Annotated in this window: 20 protein-coding genes and 1 tRNA gene; 10 read left to right on the plus strand and 11 right to left on the minus strand. The window is 66.7% G+C overall.

The window, feature by feature from the left end; translation table 11 throughout:
* Positions 1-356 precede the first annotated feature (356 nt).
* The 3 genes from O3305_RS10670 to O3305_RS10680 all read right to left on the minus strand — a co-directional run bounded on the left by O3305_RS10670 (position 357) and on the right by O3305_RS10680 (position 3030).
* Entirely contained in the window at positions 357-1664 is a 1308-nt protein-coding gene (locus O3305_RS10670) for a tyrosine-type recombinase/integrase (RefSeq protein WP_269576382.1), read from the minus strand.
* 170 nt (positions 1665-1834) lie between these two features.
* A tRNA-Gln gene (locus tag O3305_RS10675) sits at positions 1835-1909 on the minus strand.
* Positions 1910-1932: 23 nt separating this feature from the next.
* Positions 1933-3030: a branched-chain amino acid aminotransferase gene (locus O3305_RS10680; RefSeq protein WP_184168846.1), complete on the minus strand. Its 1098-nt coding sequence runs from the start codon at positions 3028-3030 to the stop codon at positions 1933-1935.
* 67 nt (positions 3031-3097) lie between these two features.
* On the opposite strand from O3305_RS10680, the gene O3305_RS10685 reads away from it, so the two are divergent.
* A complete protein-coding gene (locus O3305_RS10685; RefSeq protein ID WP_269576383.1) occupies positions 3098-3583 on the plus strand; it encodes a MarR family winged helix-turn-helix transcriptional regulator in 486 nt (161 codons plus the stop codon).
* Between the two features lie 115 nt (positions 3584-3698).
* Here O3305_RS10685 and O3305_RS10690 read toward each other — a convergent pair whose 3' ends face one another.
* Entirely contained in the window at positions 3699-4361 is a 663-nt protein-coding gene (locus O3305_RS10690; RefSeq protein WP_269576384.1) for an O-methyltransferase, read from the minus strand.
* Positions 4362-4458: 97 nt separating this feature from the next.
* On the opposite strand from O3305_RS10690, the gene O3305_RS10695 reads away from it, so the two are divergent.
* Positions 4459-5118 (plus strand): TetR/AcrR family transcriptional regulator, encoded by a 660-nt coding sequence (locus O3305_RS10695; protein WP_269576385.1) that lies wholly within the window; start codon positions 4459-4461, stop codon positions 5116-5118.
* On the opposite strand, the gene O3305_RS10700 is transcribed toward O3305_RS10695, so the two are convergent.
* The 7 genes from O3305_RS10700 to O3305_RS10730 all read right to left on the minus strand — a co-directional run bounded on the left by O3305_RS10700 (position 5107) and on the right by O3305_RS10730 (position 10116).
* On the minus strand, positions 5107-6150 hold the full coding sequence (locus O3305_RS10700; RefSeq protein ID WP_446745948.1) for a rod shape-determining protein: 1044 nt from the start codon (positions 6148-6150) through the stop codon (positions 5107-5109). The two genes, O3305_RS10695 and O3305_RS10700, sit on opposite strands and share 12 nt — an antisense overlap.
* A gap of 197 nt (positions 6151-6347) precedes the next feature.
* A complete protein-coding gene (locus tag O3305_RS10705) occupies positions 6348-6956 on the minus strand; it encodes a hemerythrin domain-containing protein (RefSeq protein ID WP_269576387.1) in 609 nt (202 codons plus the stop codon).
* Between the two features lie 62 nt (positions 6957-7018).
* Complete coding sequence (locus O3305_RS10710) at positions 7019-7768, minus strand: pyrroline-5-carboxylate reductase family protein (protein WP_269576499.1); 750 nt, start codon at positions 7766-7768, stop codon at positions 7019-7021.
* A gap of 44 nt (positions 7769-7812) precedes the next feature.
* On the minus strand, positions 7813-8316 hold the full coding sequence (locus O3305_RS10715) for a type III secretion system chaperone family protein (RefSeq protein ID WP_446745949.1): 504 nt from the start codon (positions 8314-8316) through the stop codon (positions 7813-7815).
* 103 nt (positions 8317-8419) lie between these two features.
* Entirely contained in the window at positions 8420-8713 is a 294-nt protein-coding gene (locus O3305_RS10720) for an accessory factor UbiK family protein (protein ID WP_269576388.1), read from the minus strand.
* Positions 8714-8732: 19 nt separating this feature from the next.
* The gene (locus tag O3305_RS10725) at positions 8733-9290 is read right to left on the minus strand and encodes a TspO/MBR family protein (RefSeq protein ID WP_269576389.1); all 558 of its coding nucleotides are present in this window, start codon (positions 9288-9290) and stop codon (positions 8733-8735) included.
* A gap of 91 nt (positions 9291-9381) precedes the next feature.
* Positions 9382-10116, minus strand: a complete 735-nt coding sequence (locus O3305_RS10730; protein WP_269576390.1) for a TlyA family RNA methyltransferase — start codon at positions 10114-10116, stop codon at positions 9382-9384.
* A gap of 107 nt (positions 10117-10223) precedes the next feature.
* Between O3305_RS10730 and O3305_RS10735 the strand changes: the two genes are divergently transcribed.
* The 8 genes from O3305_RS10735 (at position 10224) to O3305_RS10770 (ending at position 19493) form a co-directional block, all read left to right on the plus strand.
* Positions 10224-10688, plus strand: coding sequence for a lysozyme (locus tag O3305_RS10735; protein WP_269576391.1), 465 nt, complete (start codon positions 10224-10226; stop codon positions 10686-10688).
* A gap of 197 nt (positions 10689-10885) precedes the next feature.
* Complete coding sequence (locus O3305_RS10740; protein WP_269576392.1) at positions 10886-11563, plus strand: RBBP9/YdeN family alpha/beta hydrolase; 678 nt, start codon at positions 10886-10888, stop codon at positions 11561-11563.
* Positions 11564-11726: 163 nt separating this feature from the next.
* Positions 11727-12707, plus strand: coding sequence for an alpha/beta hydrolase (locus tag O3305_RS10745; protein WP_269576393.1), 981 nt, complete (start codon positions 11727-11729; stop codon positions 12705-12707).
* A gap of 243 nt (positions 12708-12950) precedes the next feature.
* The gene (locus O3305_RS10750) at positions 12951-13337 is read left to right on the plus strand and encodes a MerC domain-containing protein (RefSeq protein ID WP_269576394.1); all 387 of its coding nucleotides are present in this window, start codon (positions 12951-12953) and stop codon (positions 13335-13337) included.
* Positions 13338-13375: 38 nt separating this feature from the next.
* Entirely contained in the window at positions 13376-13834 is a 459-nt protein-coding gene (locus tag O3305_RS10755) for a Fur family transcriptional regulator (RefSeq protein WP_184168859.1), read from the plus strand.
* Between the two features lie 83 nt (positions 13835-13917).
* On the plus strand, positions 13918-15843 hold the full coding sequence (gene dxs, locus O3305_RS10760; protein ID WP_184168860.1) for a 1-deoxy-D-xylulose-5-phosphate synthase: 1926 nt from the start codon (positions 13918-13920) through the stop codon (positions 15841-15843).
* 108 nt (positions 15844-15951) lie between these two features.
* On the plus strand, positions 15952-18303 hold the full coding sequence (locus tag O3305_RS10765) for a penicillin acylase family protein (RefSeq protein WP_269576395.1): 2352 nt from the start codon (positions 15952-15954) through the stop codon (positions 18301-18303).
* Positions 18300-19493, plus strand: a complete 1194-nt coding sequence (locus O3305_RS10770; RefSeq protein WP_269576396.1) for a serine hydrolase domain-containing protein — start codon at positions 18300-18302, stop codon at positions 19491-19493. Before O3305_RS10765 ends, O3305_RS10770 begins: the two co-directional genes overlap by 4 nt.
* The last annotated feature ends 123 nt before the right edge of the window (positions 19494-19616 follow it).

The following is a 19616-nucleotide window of genomic DNA, read 5'->3' on the forward strand; positions in this document are numbered from 1 at the left end:
CAACCAAACTACCACTTTCCATTGAACACTTCGCCATCTGCCCGTGCAGCGAAGTACCGAGCACCGCTCTGCGGCGATAACGCAAACTAGCGCACTCAGACCTAGCGCCCACTCAGTCCATCAAGCCGAAGGCTAGTGATGGAGTTGAGGATGCGTGCCGACAGGATCGCAACCGATGAGCGGCTCGGCGCGGCTGCGCTAATCACGGTCTCTGAGTTCGCCGAACTGGCTAGACTGTCTCGCCGACAGATCGATAGGTTGCGAGCCCGCAGGCCTTCGGGCTTCCCCAAAGAGTACGAACTTGGCACGGGCCAGAGCAAGCACCGCAACTGTCCTCGCTTCAGACTGGTCGAGGTTCAGCGCTGGCTCGATTCTCGGGCGCTCTGGTGACCGTTGTCGTTTGCCGTTTCTTGCACCGGACAATCGAGCAGTTCGGCCACGCGGGCGCGACGAGCAATGCCGAGGATCTCATTTTCCCATTTGATGAACCATGCGCGCTTCTCATCCTCCAACTCGTAGAGATCGTAGGTGCGTTCCAGGCCCTTCTTCACATGGTTCATCATTGCTTCCGCGGTCTCGCAATCGACGGCCAGGCGCTTCGTGTTCGATCGAGCGGTGCGTCGAAAATCGTGTGGCGTGAAGCCTTCCAGCGTTCTTCCCGCAAGCTTCTCCATTCGAGCGAGCACGCGGTCACGCGCCTTATACCAACCGGTCGTGCGAGGCCCTTCAACGCGCTTCGCCGGGAATACCCAATCGCGATCTGTCCGCATCAAGCGCATTCCCCAAGGTCCCAGCGCGATACGGTGCGCACATGAATTCTTCGTACGGCTTGCGGGGATCGTCCATACGCCCTCAATAATCTCCTCCGGACGTGCCCGAACCACTTCGGAGATCCGTGCGGCGGTCAGTAGGCAAAGTATCATTCCACGGCGGAAATCGGGCTCTTCCTCCGCCACAGCTTTCAAGAACCACTCAATCTCCTGCAAGCTGAGCTTGCGAGAGCGTGGCGTTTCCGGAAACCGCAGATCACCAAGACGCCTCGATGGATCGACATCGAGGCCGATTTCGCTCCCCCGGAGCGAGGCTGACCAGCCGAAAAAAACCTTCAGTTCAGCAGCGAGGCGATTTGCCCGGACCGGGGCGTTAGCCCCTTTGGCCTGAACGAGCTTTACGAGATCGGCCTCGGTCACATCATGGATGGGCTTATCCGCCAAGGCCGGAGCGATGTCCGCCGAGTAGATATACATTTTGTCGGATATGGTCCGGGGCTTGTTCTGGCGCTTCGCTCGGGAGGCCCGTCCCTGATGCGCCGCTTTCATGTATAACCCGTGCGCTCGCGCAACTGTCATTGTCGCCCGCAGATCCGCGACACGCTGTGCTTCGATCTGTGCACGCTCGAGCTCACGAGGATCGCACCCAGCCTCAATCTGCTGGTTGAGTTCAGCTGCCCATGCCCTCGCATCGGCAATGCTGTAGGCCGGGAATTGCCCGAGCGTACGTTTCAGCGAACCTTGGCCGCCGGCTAGCCGCCGATAGAACCTCCAGACCTTCTTACCGCTACCAAGCACCGCAATGGACAGCCCCGGGGTCTGTGAATCCGAGATACATCCTTTCGCCAGTGCGTCGACCGCAGCAGGCGTCATAACCTTGATTTTCCGTGCCATAACCGACTCCAGCCGGCTCCAAGGCACCAGAAAATCGGGATACAAATCGGGATACAATAGCCGTCGAATCCAGACGAACCCGGTCCAACCGAGTCCAACTGATTGCCGTCATCGAATCCGAATATCTGTAGCCGTTTCAAGGCATTGGAACCGAATCACGAGGATTCGGATGGCTGGGGCGGCAGGATTCGAACCTGCGAATGACGGTACCAAAAACCGTTGCCTTACCACTTGGCGACGCCCCAGCAGAGCGGCGGCTTATAGGGCCTTAGCCCAGCCGTTCAACCCAGCCATGCGTGTCCGGCACGGTACCGCGCTGGATGCCTCCGAGCTCGGCGCGGAGCTTCTCCGTGACGATGCCCGGACCGCCATTGCCGATCATGAATTCATAGCCGTTGCCGCGCACCTGGCCGATCGGCGTGAGCACCGCCGCAGTGCCACAGGCGAAGGCCTCGCGCAGCTTGCCGCTCTGGGCATCGGCCTTCCACTGGTCGATCGAATAGCGCTCCTCGCGCACTTCGATCCCCTGCTCGCGCGCCAGGGTGAGCAGCGAGGCACGGGTGATGCCCGGCAGGATCGTGCCGCCCAGCGGCGGGGTGATGATCGAGCCGTCGTCCATCACGAACATCACGTTCATGCCGCCCAGTTCCTCGACATAGCGGTTCTCCACCGCATCGAGGAACACGACCTGGTCACAGCCATGGCCGATCGCTTCCTTCTGCGCGACCAGGCTCGCGGCATAGTTGCCGCCGCACTTGGCCGCACCGGTGCCGCCCGGCGCCGCGCGCGTATAATGCTCCGAGACCCAGAGCGTGACCGACGGCGCACCGCCCTTGAAATAGGCGCCCGCCGGCGAGGCGATCACCATGTAGAGATATTCGCTGGCCGGCTTCACGCCGAGGAACACTTCGCTCGCGAACATGAAGGGGCGCAGATAGAGCGAGCCGCCCTCGATCTCGGGGATCCACTTCTCGTCGATCTTCACCAGTTCGCGGATCGACTGGAGGAACAGCTCCTCCGGCAGCGGCGCCATCGCCATCCGCTCGGCGGACTCGCGGAAGCGGCGGGCATTCTCGTCGGCACGGAACAGCGTGACCGCGCCATCGGGCGTGCGATAGGCCTTGAGGCCCTCGAAGATCTCCTGCGCATAATGCAGCACGGCCATTGCCGGATCGACCTGGATCGGCCCCCGCGGCTGGACCTTCGCGTCGTGCCAGCCCTTCTCTACCGAATATTTGATCACCACCATGTGATCGGTGAACACCTTGCCGAAGCCCGGATTGGCGAGGAGCACGGCGCGGTCTGCATCGCTGACCGGGTTGGTGTGCGCTTCGAACTCGAAATCCAGATTGGTGGTGGTGTTCATCTTACTCTTCCCGACTCTGCCTTGAGCGGCTTGCAGCGGGTTAGGCGCGGTGGCAGAAAGCGTCAACATGGCTGCCCCAATTCCTGCCTCCCCGCTGTTCCTGCGCGAGCCCGAGATCCGGCGCGGCGTGGAACTGCTCTATTTCGGGTACGCCCATCTGACCCGCTCGATCGATGCCGGCCTCGCCGAACAGGGCCTGGGCCGCGCGCATCACCGTGCGCTCTATTTCATCGCCCGCAAGCCGGACCTGACGGTGAGCGAGCTGCTCGCGATCCTCTCGATCACCAAGCAGTCGCTCGGCCGGGTGCTGACCGAGCTGGGCGACCGCGGCTTTGTCGAGACGCGCACCGGCGAGAAGGACCGCCGCCAGCGGCTGTTGCGACTGACCCCGGCGGGCGCCAAGCTTGAAGGCGAGCTGTTCGACGCGCTGCGCGGCAAAATGGCGGCGGCCTATTCGAGCGCCGGCCCCGGCGCGGTGGGCGGCTTCTGGGCGGTGCTCGAAGGACTGGTGCCCGAGAGCGAGAAACAGGTGGTGGCGGCGCTGGGGCGGTAGCATCCCCGTCATATCCGCGAGTAACCCCGTCATCCCCGCGAAGGCGGGGATCCAGAACCAAACAGGACATCGCCCGCGACCTTGGATCCCCGCCTTCGCGGGGATGACGGGGGAATTAGAGCCGGATCGAAAGCTCCACCTCGTCGCTGAACGGCATCGACATGTAGCCGTTCGCCACATCACCGACGCGCTCCAGATATTCCGGGCAGTAATCGGCATTGTCGGCCACCAGGATCGCGCCGCGGCGCAGCCGGGCCTCCACCCGGTCGAGAATGTCCGAATAGAGCGCCTTGGCGCCGTCGAGCAGCAGCAGGTCGATATGTTCGGGCAGCTCGGTCGAGAGTGTCTCCAGCGCATCGCCCTCGCGGAACTCGACCAGGTCGGACAGGCCGGCCTCGGCGAGATGCGCCTTGGCACGGGCGAGCTTGGCGGGTTCGAACTCGGTGGTGATCAACCGGCCGCCGCCATTGTCACGCAGCGCCGCCGCGAGATGGAGGGTAGACAGGCCGAACGAGGTACCGAACTCGACGATCGAGGTAGCACGCGTCGCGCGGACCAGCATGTAGAGCAGCCCGCCCACCTCAGGCGAGACCGGCAGGGCGAAATCGGCGAGCTTGGCGTAGAAGTCACGATACCCGGTCTTGCTGCGCATCATCGCGCGGTGATCCTCGCTGGTCGTGCCGGCGAAGAGCGGGCTCGCGGCCGGCGGGTTGGCATCGACCTCGGCAAACAGGCGCGCGAGCAGGGGCGCCACAGGGGCGCTGGAAAGCGTCGTCATCTTGGGGTTCTCCATGTGGAAGCAGGGGCTTGCCTGCTGATCCGGAAAATACGACTAGTTCGTCAGGTTTGACTATTCGCATTGGCCGGAGCCCCGTATGCCCCCTGCCCGCACCACCCGCGTCGCCTCGCGGAAAGAGCCCAGACAGGCGCGCTCGAACCAGCTGGTCGAGGCCGTGCTCGACGCCGCTGTTCAGGTTTTGACGAAGGAAGGCGCGCAGCGTTTCACCACCGCGCGAGTCGCCGAGCGGGCCGGCGTGAGCGTCGGCTCGCTCTACCAGTATTTCCCCAACAAGGCGGCGATCCTGTTCCGCCTGCAGAGCGACGAGTGGCAGCAGACCTCGGCGATGCTGCGCGCGATCCTGGAAGATGCGAGCATCCCGCCGCTCGACCGGCTGCGCCGGCTGGTCCACGCCTTCATCCAGTCCGAATGCGAGGAAGCGGCGATCCGCACCGCGCTGACCGACGCCGCCCCGCTCTACCGCGACGCGCCCGAGGCGATCCACGCCCGGGCGGAGAATGCTGGGATCTACGACGCGTTCCTGCGCGAGGCGCTGCCCGGTGTGGGCGAGGAGGAACGGAAGCTGGCGGGTGGCCTGATCAAGATGACGCTGAGCGGCGTCGGCGAGCGCTTCTCACAGAACCCGCGCACGGAGGCGGAGATCGCAGCGTGGTCGGACGCGCTGGCGGACATGTTGTGCGGCTATGTGGCAGGCATCCCGACCGCACAGGGCCGGGGCGACCAATCAGGTGGATGACATTGCGCCCCGATAGACCGGATCCTCGAGCGCACGCCCCGCACCCATAGCCACGCACATTAGGGCATTCTCCGCGACTACGACCGGCAATCCGGTTGCCTTGGACAGTACATCGTCAAGATGCGCGAGGAGGCTGCCGCCACCCGTCATCACGATACCCTGATCGAAGATGTCGGAGGCCAGTTCCGGTTCGGTTTTCTCGAGCGCGGAATGCACCGCCTCGACGATCTGGGCGGTCAGGTCCGCAAGGGCATTTGCGATCTCGCCCTGGTTCACCTCCACTTCGGAAGGCATGCCCTTCACCAGATCGCGTCCCCTGACTTTCGTGGTCTGGCCGATGCCGTCCTCCGGAAGCCGGGCAGTGCCGATCTCGACCTTGATCCGCTCGGCGGTCGCTTCGCCGACCATGAGATTGTGCTTGCGGCGGATCGCGGAGGCGATCGCATCGTCCATGCGGTCTCCGCCGACACGAATCGATGCGCTATAGGCCAGGCCCTTGAGGGACAGGACGGCCACCTCGGTCGTGCCCCCGCCAATGTCCACGACCATGGCGCCGAGCGGTTCGGTGATCGGCAAGCCGGCACCGATCGCCGCTGCCATGGATTCCTCGATCAGATAGACCTTGCCGGCGCCGGCATTGGTGGCCGCTTGCTGGATGGCACGCCGTTCCACCTGGGTGGCGCTGCTCGGGATGCTGATCGCGATCTCGGGCCGGCGCCCGATCCGCATCGAACGGCCGCGGACCTTGTCGATGAAATATTTGATCATCTGCTCCGCGACATCGACGTCGGCGATGACGCCATCGCGCATGGGACGGATCGTGCGGACGTTGTCGGGCGTCTTCCCCAGCATCAGCTTCGCTTCGGCGCCGACCGCCCGGACGCGCGAGATGCCACCTGTCGTTTCCATCGCAACCACCGAGGGCTCGCTGAGGACGATCCCGCGGTCCCTCAGATAGATGACTGTGTTTACCGTGCCGAGGTCAATCGCAAGATCGTAGGAACCGCTCGAGAACAAACGAGAAAATCGCATCAAATTCAATCTGCTGGCACAAAATTCGCCTCACAGGATTGCAAGAGGCGACATCGGTTGCGCGGGCCCGTGCGGTGAGCCGGCGCAGGGCTCGGGTCAACCTGTTATCGGCTGAACGACCGACTGGGGCGCCGATATGAGTGCAACCGGGCTGGCGCCCCTTCCCTTGCCGCTGGGGGGACGAGGGAGGAATTGGCTCACGCCACCTTGAACCCTTCCTTGTTCATCGTCAGCGTCAGCGCCTTGTTCTTCTCGTCGCTCAGCTGGGCGCGGAGCATCGGGAAGAGACGCATCTCCTCCTCGGCCATATGCTCCTCGATCTCACCGCGGAACTGGCGGACCTTGGCGATCCAGTCGGGCGAGGCGGTGGGCGTGTTCTCCAACTCGTAGAGATACTGCTTCACATAGCCATGTTCCCTGGTGAGTTCGTCGGCCGCCTGTTTCTGGCCTGCCTCGCGCAGCGCCGGGTAGATGACATTCTCCTCCTCCACCGCATGCTTCATCAGCGCGTGCTTGAGGTGCGCGAGCAGCAGGTTGCGCTTCGTCGTCGAATGCTCGTCGCTGGCCTCGATCTGGTCGAACACCTTGCGAACCGCCTCATGCTCGGTGGCAAGCGCTTCGTCCCAGTTTCCGGCGAGCGCCGTGGGTGCCTGGATCACCGCCTTGCGGCCGAGCAGCGCCAGCACCCCCAGCGCCACCCCGCCGGCGGCGGCTCCGGCGATCACCCCGAGATTGTGCGTCGTGCTCGTGCGCTTCGAACCGGTGAAACGGCCCTTGCTGTCGCGGGTTGCGGTGGTGGTCGTCATGGCTACGCCTCCAATGTTTCGCTGTCAGCGCAACAACGGAGGAGCGCGGCGGGCGTTCCGGCCTATCCGCGGGCTTCCGCCGCCATTTCGGCGTTACGCCGGGCGGAAGCGGTGAGCGTGGCGAGCAGCAGCTTCTTCAGCGCGTCGTCGGCATCGAGCACATCGAGCCCCTTTCGGGTCGATCCGCCCGGGCTGGCCACCCGGTCCGCCAGCACCGCAGGCGAGACCTCCGCAGCGCCGGCGAGCAGGCCGGAGCCTTCCACGGTGGCGATGGCAAGCCGCTGCGCTTGATCCTCGGGAAGGCCGAGCGCGGTGCCGGCCGAGGCCAGCGCATCGATGAAGCGATAGACGAAGCCGGGCCCGCAGCCCTCGAGCGCGGTGACCACGTCGAACAGCTTCTCGTCGGCGATCCACTCGACCAGCCCGAGCGGCTGCATCAGCGCCTCGACCGAGCCGTTGGCGGGCCCGTGCAGCGCGACCACGCCCTTGCCGATCGCGACCGGCAGATTGGGCATGACGCGCACGATCGCGCCCGCATCGAAGCGCGAGGCGAGCGTGGCGATTTCGACGCCAGCGAGGATGGAGAGCAGCAGCGGCACGCCGGCGATGCTGGTGCCGTGCGCTTCGGCGATCGCGTCGATCTGCTGCGGCTTCATGCCGAGCATCACCGCATCGGGTAGCGGACCGGCAGGGAATGCGCGGCCCTGGCGGACGCCCGCGGGCAGTTCGCGGTCCTGGCGGTTGACGACGAAGACATTGGCGGGGTCGATCGTCCCCGCTTCGATCCAGCGGCGCAGCATCGCGCCGGCCATGTTGCCGCAGCCGACCAGCCACAAGCGGGCCGGCGGAGCGGCGCTCACGCTTCGCCCTGCGTTTCGATCAGGGCGGCGGCCAATGCCTCGGCCGGGGTCTTGCCGCCCCACAGCACGAACTGGAAGACGGGGTAGAAGCGCTCGCACTCATCGACGGCGCTTTCGACCAGCAGCTCGGCCTGGGGCAGGCTGAGCGTCGGCTCGTCGCCATCGATCATCGCGGCGTGGCGGAACAGCAGGATGCCGCTCTGCGACCAGAGCTCGAAATGGCCAATCCACAGCTGCTCGTTGACCAGGCCCACCGTCTCGTAGAGTGCCATGCGACGCTCGTCCGGCACCCGGATGTCCGGGAATGCCAGGAACTGGAGCACGCCGTCGTCCTCGCGCCAGATCGCGCGAAGCTCATACTCCGTCCAGCTGCCTTTGACCTTCGCCACGATCTCGTCGTCCTCGCGGCTGTGGGTCCAGCCATGGGCGGCGAAATAGCTTTCGAGCATGTCGATAGGGGCTGCGTCGTCGCGGTCGAATTCCGCTTCGTCGAGCATCAGTTTCTCCACTGGGGCCGGATTGCTTGGCCAGAATCTGCCAATCGCACCGGGCCCGCACAAGCGCAGGGTTCGCAACCCTGCGCAAAAGCTGTGGACAAGGTGTTTATGCTTGCCCTTCCGTCTTTTTAGGCGATTTCGCCGCCTTGGGAGCCGCTGCGAGCTGCGATTCAAGTGCCGCCAGGCGTGCGGCGAGGGATTCGTTCTCGTCTCGGGCGGCCACCGCCATTGCCTTTACGGCTTCGAATTCTTCGCGCGAAACGAAGTCCATGCCGCCGATCCACTCGCGGGCACGCTCGCGCGCGGCACCTTCGGTCTCACGGGCGACGCCGGCGAGCGTGCCGGCCGCGCCGTTCACGAACTTCACGAAATCGTCGAACAGGCGGTTGTCGGTCTGCATTGTCGTGTTCCTTACGCGATCACTTGATCTGTATTTCGTCAGCCGGACGCGCGGATACAAGGCTTCCGGCGTTCGGGTTGAGCTCGTGGATCTGATAGAGGAGAAAGCCCGCGAACGCGATCCAGGCGAGATACGGGACCAGCAGCACCGCCGCAAAGGTGCGGATGCGGGCGAAAAGGATGAAGGTGACCAGCGCCAGCACGAACAGCGCGCCGATGATCGCCAGCGCCGCCACGACCTGGTGCATGCCGAAGAACACCGGCGACCAGGCCAGGTTCACCGCCATCTGCACCGCGAAGACGACCAGCGCGGGCCCGCGCAGCGCCGACCCGCGCGCGTTGATGATCATCGCCAGCGCCAGCCCCATCAGCACGTAGAGCGTCGTCCAGGCGACCGGGAACGCCCATTCGGGCGGCATGATCGCCGGCTTCACCAGCCGGGCGAACCAGGGATTGTCGCTGCCCGAGGGCGCCAGCCGCGCCGAGGTGATGCCCAGCAACAGGATGAACGGCACCGTGACCACGGCCCATCGCAGATAGGCGAGCCTCAGCTGCCCCTTCGATGCGATTTCCCTCAATGCGGCCTCCGGTTATGTGTGCGGCGAAAGGGCTATGTTGCAGCGCGCCGAAACGCAAGCGTTGCCATATGGGGTGTCCACAGCTTGTACATCAGCCGCGGGTCGCTCCGATCAGGAATTCGACATTGCCCTCGGGCCCGGTGATCGGGCTGGTCGCGATGCCGGCAACGTCCCAGCCCTGCGCCGCCACCCAATCGCGCACTTCGCGGCAGACGCGCTCGTGCACCGCGGCATCGCGGACCACCCCGCCCTTGCCCACTTCGTCGCGCCCCGCCTCGAACTGCGGCTTGATCAGCGCGACCAGATGCGCGCCCGGCCGGGCGAAGCGGAACGGCACTTCGAGCACCTTGGCGAGGGAGATGAAGCTCGCGTCGCAGACGATCACGTCGACCGGCTCGGGAATCTGCGCCTCGGTCAGGATGCGCGCGCTGGTCTGCTCATGGACGATCACGCGGGGATCCTGGCGCAGCTTCCAGGCGAGCTGGTTGGTGCCGCTGTCCACCGCATAGACGCGCGCAGCGCCCTTGCTCAGCAGCACATCGGTGAACCCACCGGTCGAGGAACCGACATCGATCGCCACCGCGCCGGTGACGTCCCAGCCGAAATGCTCGAGCCCGTGCGCCAGCTTGATGCCGCCGCGCGACACCCAGGGATGGTCGCGGCCCTTCACGTCGAGCACGGTCTCCTCGGGGAGCTGCTGGCCGGGCTTGTCGACCTTGCGGTCGCCGGCAGAGACCAGGCCGGCCATGATCAGCGCCTGGGCGCGGGTACGGCTCTCGGCCAGGCCGCGATCGACGAGCATCTGGTCGGCACGTTGCTTGGGCATGCAGCGCCTTTAGGTCCAACCGCTTCGGATGCAAAGCCGCGCGCCTTCAAACCCCGGCTGGGGCACATTGCGCCAAAGAGAGGGCCAGAGAGGGGGAGAGCATCGCCGTGACGCCCAGCCAGAATTGCATCGCGCTCGTCCAGGAGTTCGAAGGCTGCGCGCAGAAGCAGCCCGACGGCAGCTTCAAGGCCTATCCCGATCCCGGCACCGGCAAGCTGCCCTGGACGATCGGCTGGGGCTCGACCGGTGCCGACATCGTCGAGAACACGGTTTGGAGCCAGGCGCAGTGCGATGCCCGGCTGGAAGCGAACCTCACCAGCTTCTCCGCCCAGGTCTCCTCGCTGCTCGGATCGGCGCCGACCAGCCAGAACCAGTTCGATGCGCTGGTCGATTTCGCCTACAATATCGGCGTCACCAATCTCGAGAGCAGCACGCTGCTGCGACTCCACAAGGCCGGCGACTATGCCGGCGCCGCGGCGCAGTTTCCGCTGTGGGACCATGCCGACGGCAAGGTGCTCCCGGGCCTGCAGAAGCGCCGCGCGGCCGAGCAGGCGCTCTACGAGAGGACGTAAGGGGAGCGGCGGCGTTCAAGATGCCGAAGGTTGGTCAGCTGTTCCCCGGCGAAAGCCCGGGAACCGAGAATTCAATGTCTTGGAACCTCCCCAACAGCTCGGCGCAATCGGACTTCAATCCGGCGCAGAGCCTATTGCCTATCTATCTAGTAGGAATAAATTGGAGCTCCGGCCTGCCCTCCCTTGGAGTGCAATTGATGAGTATCTTTGCTCCGTTTGACGATCATTCGCCGATCGTTCTCACCGTCCCCGGGCTCGGTGGCTCGGGGCCCTCACATTGGCAGACGCTCTGGGAGCAGTCGCGCCCCGATACCAGCCGAGTCGAACTCGGCATGTGGAATACGCCCCATCGCAATGCCTGGGTGACCAGGCTCGACCAGGCGATCCGCGGCGCGCAGGCGCCGGTGGTGCTCGCCGCCCACAGCCTGGGCTGCCTTGCCGTCGCCTGGTGGGCCGAGCTTTCGCCCCAGCCGTTCGGCTGGCCCGTCGCCGGCGCGCTGCTGGTGGCCCCGGCGGATGTCGACCGGCCGGACGTGAAGTCCGAGCTGGCGGGCTTCTCCCCCGCCCCGGCGAGGCCGCTGCCCTTCCCCTCGATCACCGTCGCGAGCCAGGACGACCCCTGGATCTCGATCGAGCGCGCCCGCGATCTCGCCAAGAGCTGGGGCAGCTTCTTCGTCGATGCCGGCCCCCAGGGCCATCTCAACGCCGCCAGCGGAATCGGCTGGTGGCATGAGGGACAGGAGCTGCTCGACCGGGTGCTCGACGCCGCATCGGACCGCAGCGGCCGCGTCCGCTCCGCCGCCGATGCCCGCTCGATCCTGGCGATCAACGCAACCGAGGCTGCCCAGGCCCATTATCTGGGGAGCCATGCGTGAAGAATCGGCGGCCGGCCGGTGCTTTCGGCCAGCCGCCTCTGGTAACTGCCCGCAAATCCTCTACATAGGAAATGCGGGCGTGGCCGGGTGACGTACCCTAGAGCGTCACCCGGCCTACCCGCGCCCCTTTCCCTTACGTCCTGCTTGCGGTTAGACCGGCGCCATGGATCGCCGAGACCTGCTCGCCGCCGCCGGAATTGCCGGCCCGTTGCTGCCGCTTGCCGCCAGGGCCAGCGTAGCGCCGCCTGCCGGCCCGGCCACTCCAGATGCCAGCTTCCCGCTCTGGCCCGGCGAAGCGCCCGGGCTGCTCGACAAGGCCCTCCAGGACCATGTCGTCGTCCGCCATCCCGACCCCGCTTTCCCCGATCGCGCGATGGATCACATCCGCACGCCGCGGCTCGACGTGTTCCGCGCGAAGGAGCCGAACGGCGCCGCGATGCTGGTCATCCCGGGCGGCGGCTATGCGCGAGTGGTGGTCGACAAGGAGGGCTATGAGCTGGGACCCTGGCTGGCCGCGCGCGGGATCACCGCCTTCGTGCTGTTCTACCGGCTGCCCGGCGACCCGTGGCAGGAACCGAGCAACGTCGCGCTGGCCGATGCCCAGCGCGCGATGCGGCTGATCCGCCACCAGGCACCGAAGTGGAAGATCGACCCGAAGCGCGTCGGCGCGATGGGCTTCTCGGCCGGCGGCCATCTCTGCGCCGATCTCGCCACCCGCTTCGACCGGAAGGTCTATGCACCGGTCGATGCCGCCGACACGCTCGACGCCCGGCCGATCCTGGCCGCGCCGACCTACCCGGTCGTCTCGATGGACCCGGGCTTCGCGCATATGGGCTCGCGCACCCAGCTGATCGGCAAGGATCCCAAGCCCGAACTGGCCGCCGAGCATTCGCCCGAGCGCCAGGTCGGCCCGAACACCCCGCCCTGCTTCCTCTGCCATGCCGAGGATGACGCGACGGTGCCGGTGCAGAACGCGCTGGCACTGCGCTCGGCGCTGGTGGCGGCCAAGGTGCCGGTGGAGACGCATCTGTTCGAACAGGGCGGCCATGGCTTCGGCTGGGGCAAGCGGACAGAGGGCAAGCCGGCGCATCTGTGGCCCGAGCTGTTCCTGGCATGGGCCAGGGGACATGGGCTGCTGGGGTAGCAGGGCTCAACATTCCCCTCCCTGCAAGGGAGGGGTTAGGGGTGGGTTAGAATAAGGTCGGGCTCGATGCCCGGCCTTTTCTGTTTTCCGATACCGTCTCGCTGGGCGCCTCCGGAAGACCGGAGGCGCAACCCACCCCCGACCCCTCCCTTGCAGGGAGGGGGTAAGAACGCGAATGACGGCCCATTCATTTTCGCCGCATGTTATGTTGTATCTTTAACTCGCTTGCCCTATATCCCGCCCATGCCGGTGAGTCTTCCGCTAGCCCGTGTATGGGGCAATCTCGATGGGCGCCTTGATCGCATCGCGATCGGGGTCAGTGGCCTTTGCCTGGTCCACTGCGTCACCACGACCATCCTGCTCACCATCATTTCCTCGGCCGGCGGCCTGCTCAACCCGGCGATTCACGAAGTCGGCCTCACGCTTGCGATCGGCCTCGGCGCCTTCGCGCTGGTCCGCGGCGTGATGTCGCACGGTTATATGGCCCCCGCGATCGTCGGCGCCTTCGGGCTCGGCATCATGGCCGGTGCGCTCTCCCTGCCGCATGGCGAATTCGAGATTTTCTGGACGCTCGTCGGCGTCAGCCTCGTCGCGCTGGGCCATGACCTGAACCGGCGCGCCACCTACTGAATCTTGCCGCAAGCCCCCCGGACGCCTACATTGGCGCCATGCACGCGCACGATCATCATGAGCATCACGGCAACGACCTGACCAAGGCCGCACAGACCACGCTGGAGAAGTCCGGCGAGCAGTGGACGGCGATGCGCGAGCGCGTGTTCGAGGCGCTGGCGGGCTTCGACAAGCCGGCTTCGGCCTATGACATCGCCGAGGCGGTCTCCAAGGCCGAGGGCCGCCGAGTCGCGGCCAACAGCGTCTACCGGATCCTCGACCTGTTCGTCGGATCGAACCTCGCCCGCCGGGTCGAGAGCGCCAACGCCTATATGGCGAACACGCATCCCGACTGCCTGCACGACTGCATCTTCCTGGTCTGCGACAATTGCGGGCAGACCACGCATATCGACGACGACTCGATCACCAAGACGGTGCGCGCCGCCGCCAAGGGCGCGGGCTTCTCGCCCGAGCGCCCGGTGATCGAAGTGCGCGGCAAATGCGCGGATTGCGACTGATCGCGCCCCGCGCGGACACCTGCACCAAAAATCCATGACCGCAACGTTCGACTTCGCGAAAACGGAGGAGTAAGGGCAGTCGGATGGCCGATCTACCCAGCACCCCGCTGCTCGATACCGTCGACACGCCCGATGCCCTGCGCAAGCTCCAGCCGCACCAGCTCCGCCAGCTCGCCGACGAGCTGCGCGCGGAGACGATCTCCGCCGTGGGCAGCACCGGCGGGCACCTCGGCTCGGGCCTGGGCGTGGTCGAGCTGACCGTCGCCATCCATTACGTCTTCAACACCCCCGACGACCGGCTGATCTGGGACGTCGGGCACCAATGCTATCCGCACAAGATCCTCACCGGCCGCCGCGACCGCATCCGCACGCTGCGCCAGGGCGGCGGCCTGTCGGGCTTCACCAAGCGCAGCGAGAGCGAGTACGACCCGTTCGGCGCCGCGCACTCGTCGACCTCGATCAGCGCCGCGCTCGGCTTCGCGGTCGCCAACAAGCTCTCGGACAAGCCCGGCAAGGGCATCGCGGTGATCGGCGACGGTGCGATGAGCGCCGGCATGGCCTATGAGGCGATGAACAATGCCGAGGCGGCGGGGAATCGCCTGGTGGTGATCCTCAACGACAACGACATGTCGATCGCGCCGCCGGTGGGCGGCCTCTCCGCCTATCTGGCGCGGATGGTGTCGTCGTCGGAATATATGGGGCTGCGCAGCCTCGCGAAGCGGGCGATCCGCAAATTCTCGCGCCGGCTGACCACCGCGGCGGGCAAGACCGAGGAGTTCGCGCGCGGGCTCGTCACCGGCGGCACGCTGTTCGAGGAGCTGGGCTTCTATTATGTCGGCCCGATCGACGGCCATAATCTCGAGCACCTGATCCCGGTGCTGGAGAATGTCCGCGACAGCGCGGAGGGGCCGATCCTCATCCATGTCGTCACCAAGAAGGGCAAGGGCTATGCCCCGGCCGAGGCGGCGGCGGACAAATATCACGGCGTCCAGAAGTTCGACGTGATCACCGGCACCCAGGCCAAGGCGCCGCCGGGCCCGCCGGCCTATCAGAACGTCTTCGCCGACCAGCTGATCAAGGATGCCGAGAGCGATCCGCGGATCGTCGCGATCACCGCCGCCATGCCCTCGGGCACCGGCGTCGACCGCTTCGCCAGGGCGTTCCCCGACCGCACCTTCGACGTCGGCATCGCCGAGCAGCATGCGGTGACCTTCGCCGCCGGCCTGGCCGCGCAGGGGATGCGGCCGTTCTGCGCGATCTACTCGACCTTCCTGCAGCGCGCGTACGACCAGGTCGTGCATGACGTGGCGATCCAGAACCTGCCGGTGCGCTTCGCGATCGACCGCGCCGGGCTGGTCGGCGCGGACGGCGCGACGCATGCGGGGAGCTTCGACATCACCTATCTCGCCACCCTGCCCAACATGGTGGTGATGGCCGCGGCCGACGAGGCCGAGCTGGTCCATATGACGCATACCGCGGTGCTGCACGACAGCGGGCCGATCGCGCTGCGCTATCCGCGCGGCAACGGCACGGGCGTGGCGCTTCCGGAAGTCGCGCAGCGGCTCGAGATCGGCAAGGGCCGCATCGTCCGCGAGGGCAAGACCGTGGCGATCCTCTCGCTCGGCACCCGCCTGGCCGAGGCGCTCAAGGCCGCCGATGTGCTGGAGGCCAAGGGTCTTTCGACCACCGTCGCCGACCTGCGCTTCGCCAAGCCGCTCGACGAGGAGCTGATCCGCCGGTTGCTCACCACGCATGAGGTGGCGGTGACGATCGAGGAAGGCGCTGTCGGCGGGCTCGGCGCGCATGTGCTGACCATGGCGAGCGATCAGGGGCTGATCGATGCCGGCCTCAAGCTGCGCACGCTGCGCCTGCCGGACGTGTTCCAGGACCAGGACAAGCCCGAGCTGCAATATGCCGAGGCGGGCCTCAACGCCGACAATATCGTCGACACGGTGCTCAAGGCGCTGCGCTGGAACGAGGCGGCGGTTACCGACGGGGCGCGGGCCTGAGGTTCTTCCGATAACCCCTGGTTATGTCCGTCGAACGCCTGTTCCGATGGACAGCGCCGCCCGCGCGGACCAGCATCCCCGGCAAAGCGTAACCCCGGGGATTGTCCAATGCTGAACCGCCGTGCCTTCCTGCTGAGCTCCGGCGCGGCTTTTCTCTCCGGCAGTGCCGCCGCGGCCGCCGTCACCCGGCAGCAAACGCGCGTCCGCGGGGCCGGCGCGCCGATCGAGATCGTCGATGACCTGTGGGGCACGCCGCATATCCGCGCCGCCACCATCCCCGATGCGTTCTTCGGCCAGGGCTATGTCGTGGCGCGCGACCGGCTGTTCCAGATCGACCTGGCGCATCGCCGCGAGCTCGGCCGGCTCGCCGAGGCGTTCGGGCCGAGCTTCGCCAGGCACGACGCCAATGCCCGGCTGTTCCACTATCGCGGCGACATCGACGCCGAGCTGCGCCGCGTGCCGGCCGATGTGCTCGCCTGCGCCAGGGCCTATGTCGCCGGGATCAATGCGCGCATCGAGGAAGTGATCGCCAACCCGGCGCTGCTCCCGCTCGAATATCGCATCCTGCAGATCATGCCCATCCGCTGGGACCTGCGCGACATGGTCCGCGCCCGCGAAGCCGCCGGCGGCAATGTCGACGACGAGATCCGCCGTGCCCGCCTCGCGGCGATCGGGATGCTCGATCTCGACGCGATCGTCGCCCCGCTGCGCCCGGCCTGGAAGATGGCCGTGCCCGAGGGCCTCGACGCCGCCGCGATCAGCCCGGCCGATCTCGGCGTGCTCAATATCGACGGCCTGCCCTGGGCCAACCTCACCGGCCAGGACCCCGCCGCCGCCTCGGCCGAGCGCGCCAATGCCGGCAGCAATGCCTGGACCGTCTCGCCGTCGCGCACCGCCACCGGCCGGCCGATCCTGGCGAATGACCCGCATCTCGGCATCGGCGGATTCAGCCCGCGTCACAATGCGCACCTGACCGCGCCGGGTCTCGACCTGATCGGCGGCGGCGCGCCCGGCCTGCCCGGGATCATGCAGGGCCATACCGATCGCTTCGCCTTCGGCCGCACCAACTTCCATATCGACCAGGGCGACTTGTTCATCCTCGAGCTCGATCCCACCGATCCCGAGCGCTACCGCCATGACGGCGGCTGGAAGCGGTTCGACAAGGTCGAGGAAGCGATCGCGGTGAAGGACGGCGCGCCGTCCATGGTGACGCTGCGCTATTCGGTGCAGGGGCCGGTGATCTCGTACGATCCGGCCAAGCGCCGCGCCACCGCGCTCGCCACCATCGCGATGCAGCCGGGCGGCGACGGCGCCTTCGCGATGATCGCGATCAACCTGGCGAAGGACTGGAAGGGCCTGCGCAAGGCGTTCGAGCTCCACCCCTCGCCGACCAATTTCCACTATGCCGATGTCGAGGGAAATACCGGCTGGCAGGTGATCGGCTTCGTGCCGGTGCGCAAGAAGGGCGACGGGCTGCTCCCGGTGCCGGGCGACGGCCGCTACGACTGGACCGGCGTGCGCAAATATGAGTCGCTGCCGAGCGAGTACAACCCCGCCAAGGGCTGGTTCGCCTCGGCCAACCAGAACAACCTGCCCGCCGACTGGCCGCGCGACCGCATCCCCGCCTTCTCGTTCCGCGATCCCTATCGCTATGATCGCATCGCCGAGGTGCTGACCTCGCAGCCCAAGCACACGCTGGCCGACAGCGTAGCGCTCCAGCACGACACGCTCTCCACTCCGGCGCGCCAGTTTGTGGCCCTGCTCCCGCAAGTCCCCTCACCCGCGGCCAGGCCGGCGGTCGACATGCTGCGCGGCTGGGATGCGCGGATCGACCGCGACAGCGGTGCCGCCGCCCTGTTCGAGGCGGTGTGGCGCGAAGCCGGCAAGCGCATGCTCGCCGCGATCGTGCCGGCCCGGGCAAAGGGGCTGGTCTCCAGCATCGCGCCCTCGATCCTGCTCGATGCGCTGGCGAAACCGGACAGCCGGCTCGGCCCCGACCCGGTCGCCGCCCGCGACGCGCTGCTCGACGCCGCGCTTGTCGCCGGCTGGGCGGCAATCCGCGACAAACTCGGCGCCGATCCGGCGGCCTGGCGCTACGGCGCGCTCCACCAGGTCCGCCTGCGCCACCCGCTCTCGGCGATCCCCGCCATCGCCAGGGCCTTCCCGGCGATCGAAGGCGAAGGATCGGGCGGCGACGGCTATACGGTGATGGCGCGCTGGCTCGGCTCCGGCCCGGGCTGGCAGGTCGGCGGCGGCGCGAGCTATCTGCAGGTGATCGATGTCGGCGCCTGGGACAATTCGCTGATGCTCAGCCTGCCCGGCCAGTCGATCGACCCGCGCTCGCCGCATTACCGCGACCAATATGGTAATTGGGCGAACGGACGGATGCAGCCCATGCCGTTCAGCCGCGCCGCGGTCGACGCCCGTGCCGCCACCCGCACCACGCTGAACCCCGCATGAGGCGCGCGGCCCTCCTCCTGCTTATCCTCGCCACGCCGGCAGCGGCGCAGGACCGCGGCTTCGACAAGGCGGTTACCGCGTTCCGCGCGCTCCACCGCGCAGAGGTGACCAAGGCAGGGATCGCCGGCAGCAGCTTCTATGTGATCCGCGACGGCCGCACGGTGGTGGCGGACCATCTCGGCGAGCAGGATGCCGATGCGCATGTGCCGGTCGACGCGCAGACCATCTATCACTGGGCATCGATCACCAAGACGATGACCGGCATCGCGATCCTGCAGTTGCGCGACCGCGGCCTGCTCAAGCTCGACGACCCGATCATCCGCTATGTGCCGGAACTCGCCCGGGTCCATGACCCGTTCGGCGACGTGTCCGAGATCACCATCGGCCAGCTGATGAGCCATAGCGCGGGCTTCCGGAACGGCACCTGGCCGTGGCGCAACAAGCCCTGGCAGCCCTTCGAGCCGCCCGCCTGGGAACAGCTCAAGGCGATGCTTCCCTATACGGAAGTGCTGTTCAAGCCGGGCAGCAGGTTCAGCTATTCCAACCCCGGCATCGTCTATCTCGGCCAGGTGATCGAGCGGCTCTCGGGCGAGGATTTCGAAGTCTATATCGACAAGAACATCCTGCGCCCGCTCGGCATGCACGCCAGCTATTTCGACCGCACCCCGCCCTTCCTCCTGCCGCACCGCTCACACAGCTACTACATCGAGGACGGCAAGCGCGTGGCCGCGCCCTTCGATGCAGATACCGGCGTGACCGTCTCGAACGGCGGCCTCAACGCGCCGCTGCCGGACATGGCGAAATATGTCGCCTTCCTGCTCGGCGACCCGAAGCGGGCGGCCGAGTATGACCTGATCCTCAAGCGCGCCTCGCTCGACGAGATGTGGCAGCCCCGGATCAGCGCCGGCGAGGATTTCACCCAGGGCCGGATGGCCAGCACGACCTGGAGCGGGCTGTCCTTCTTCCTCGACAAGACCGACGGCATCCGCATCGTCGGGCATAATGGCGACCAGAACGGCTTCCGCGCCTATCTGAGCCTGTGCCCGGACCAGCATCTCGGCACGCTGCTCACCTTCAACACCGAGACGCGCGGCGTCGAGAATGCGCCGGGCAACCGCGACATGCCGGAGTCTCGGGTCGCGCTGGCGACGGATGGGCTTTGCAAGGCGGTTGCGAAGGGCGGGAAGTAGACGACCGCAGTTGCGATCGGCTTCCGAACTGCTCCCCGGCGAACGCCGGGGCCCAGGGTAACAGAGCGATACGGCGGAGAAACCCTGGGCCCCGGCCTTCGCCGGGGAAGCGGCCATTCTTGA

The organism is Sphingomonas sp. NIBR02145 (assembly GCF_027359115.1).
GTDB classification, from domain to species: domain Bacteria; phylum Pseudomonadota; class Alphaproteobacteria; order Sphingomonadales; family Sphingomonadaceae; genus Sphingomonas; species Sphingomonas kyeonggiensis_A.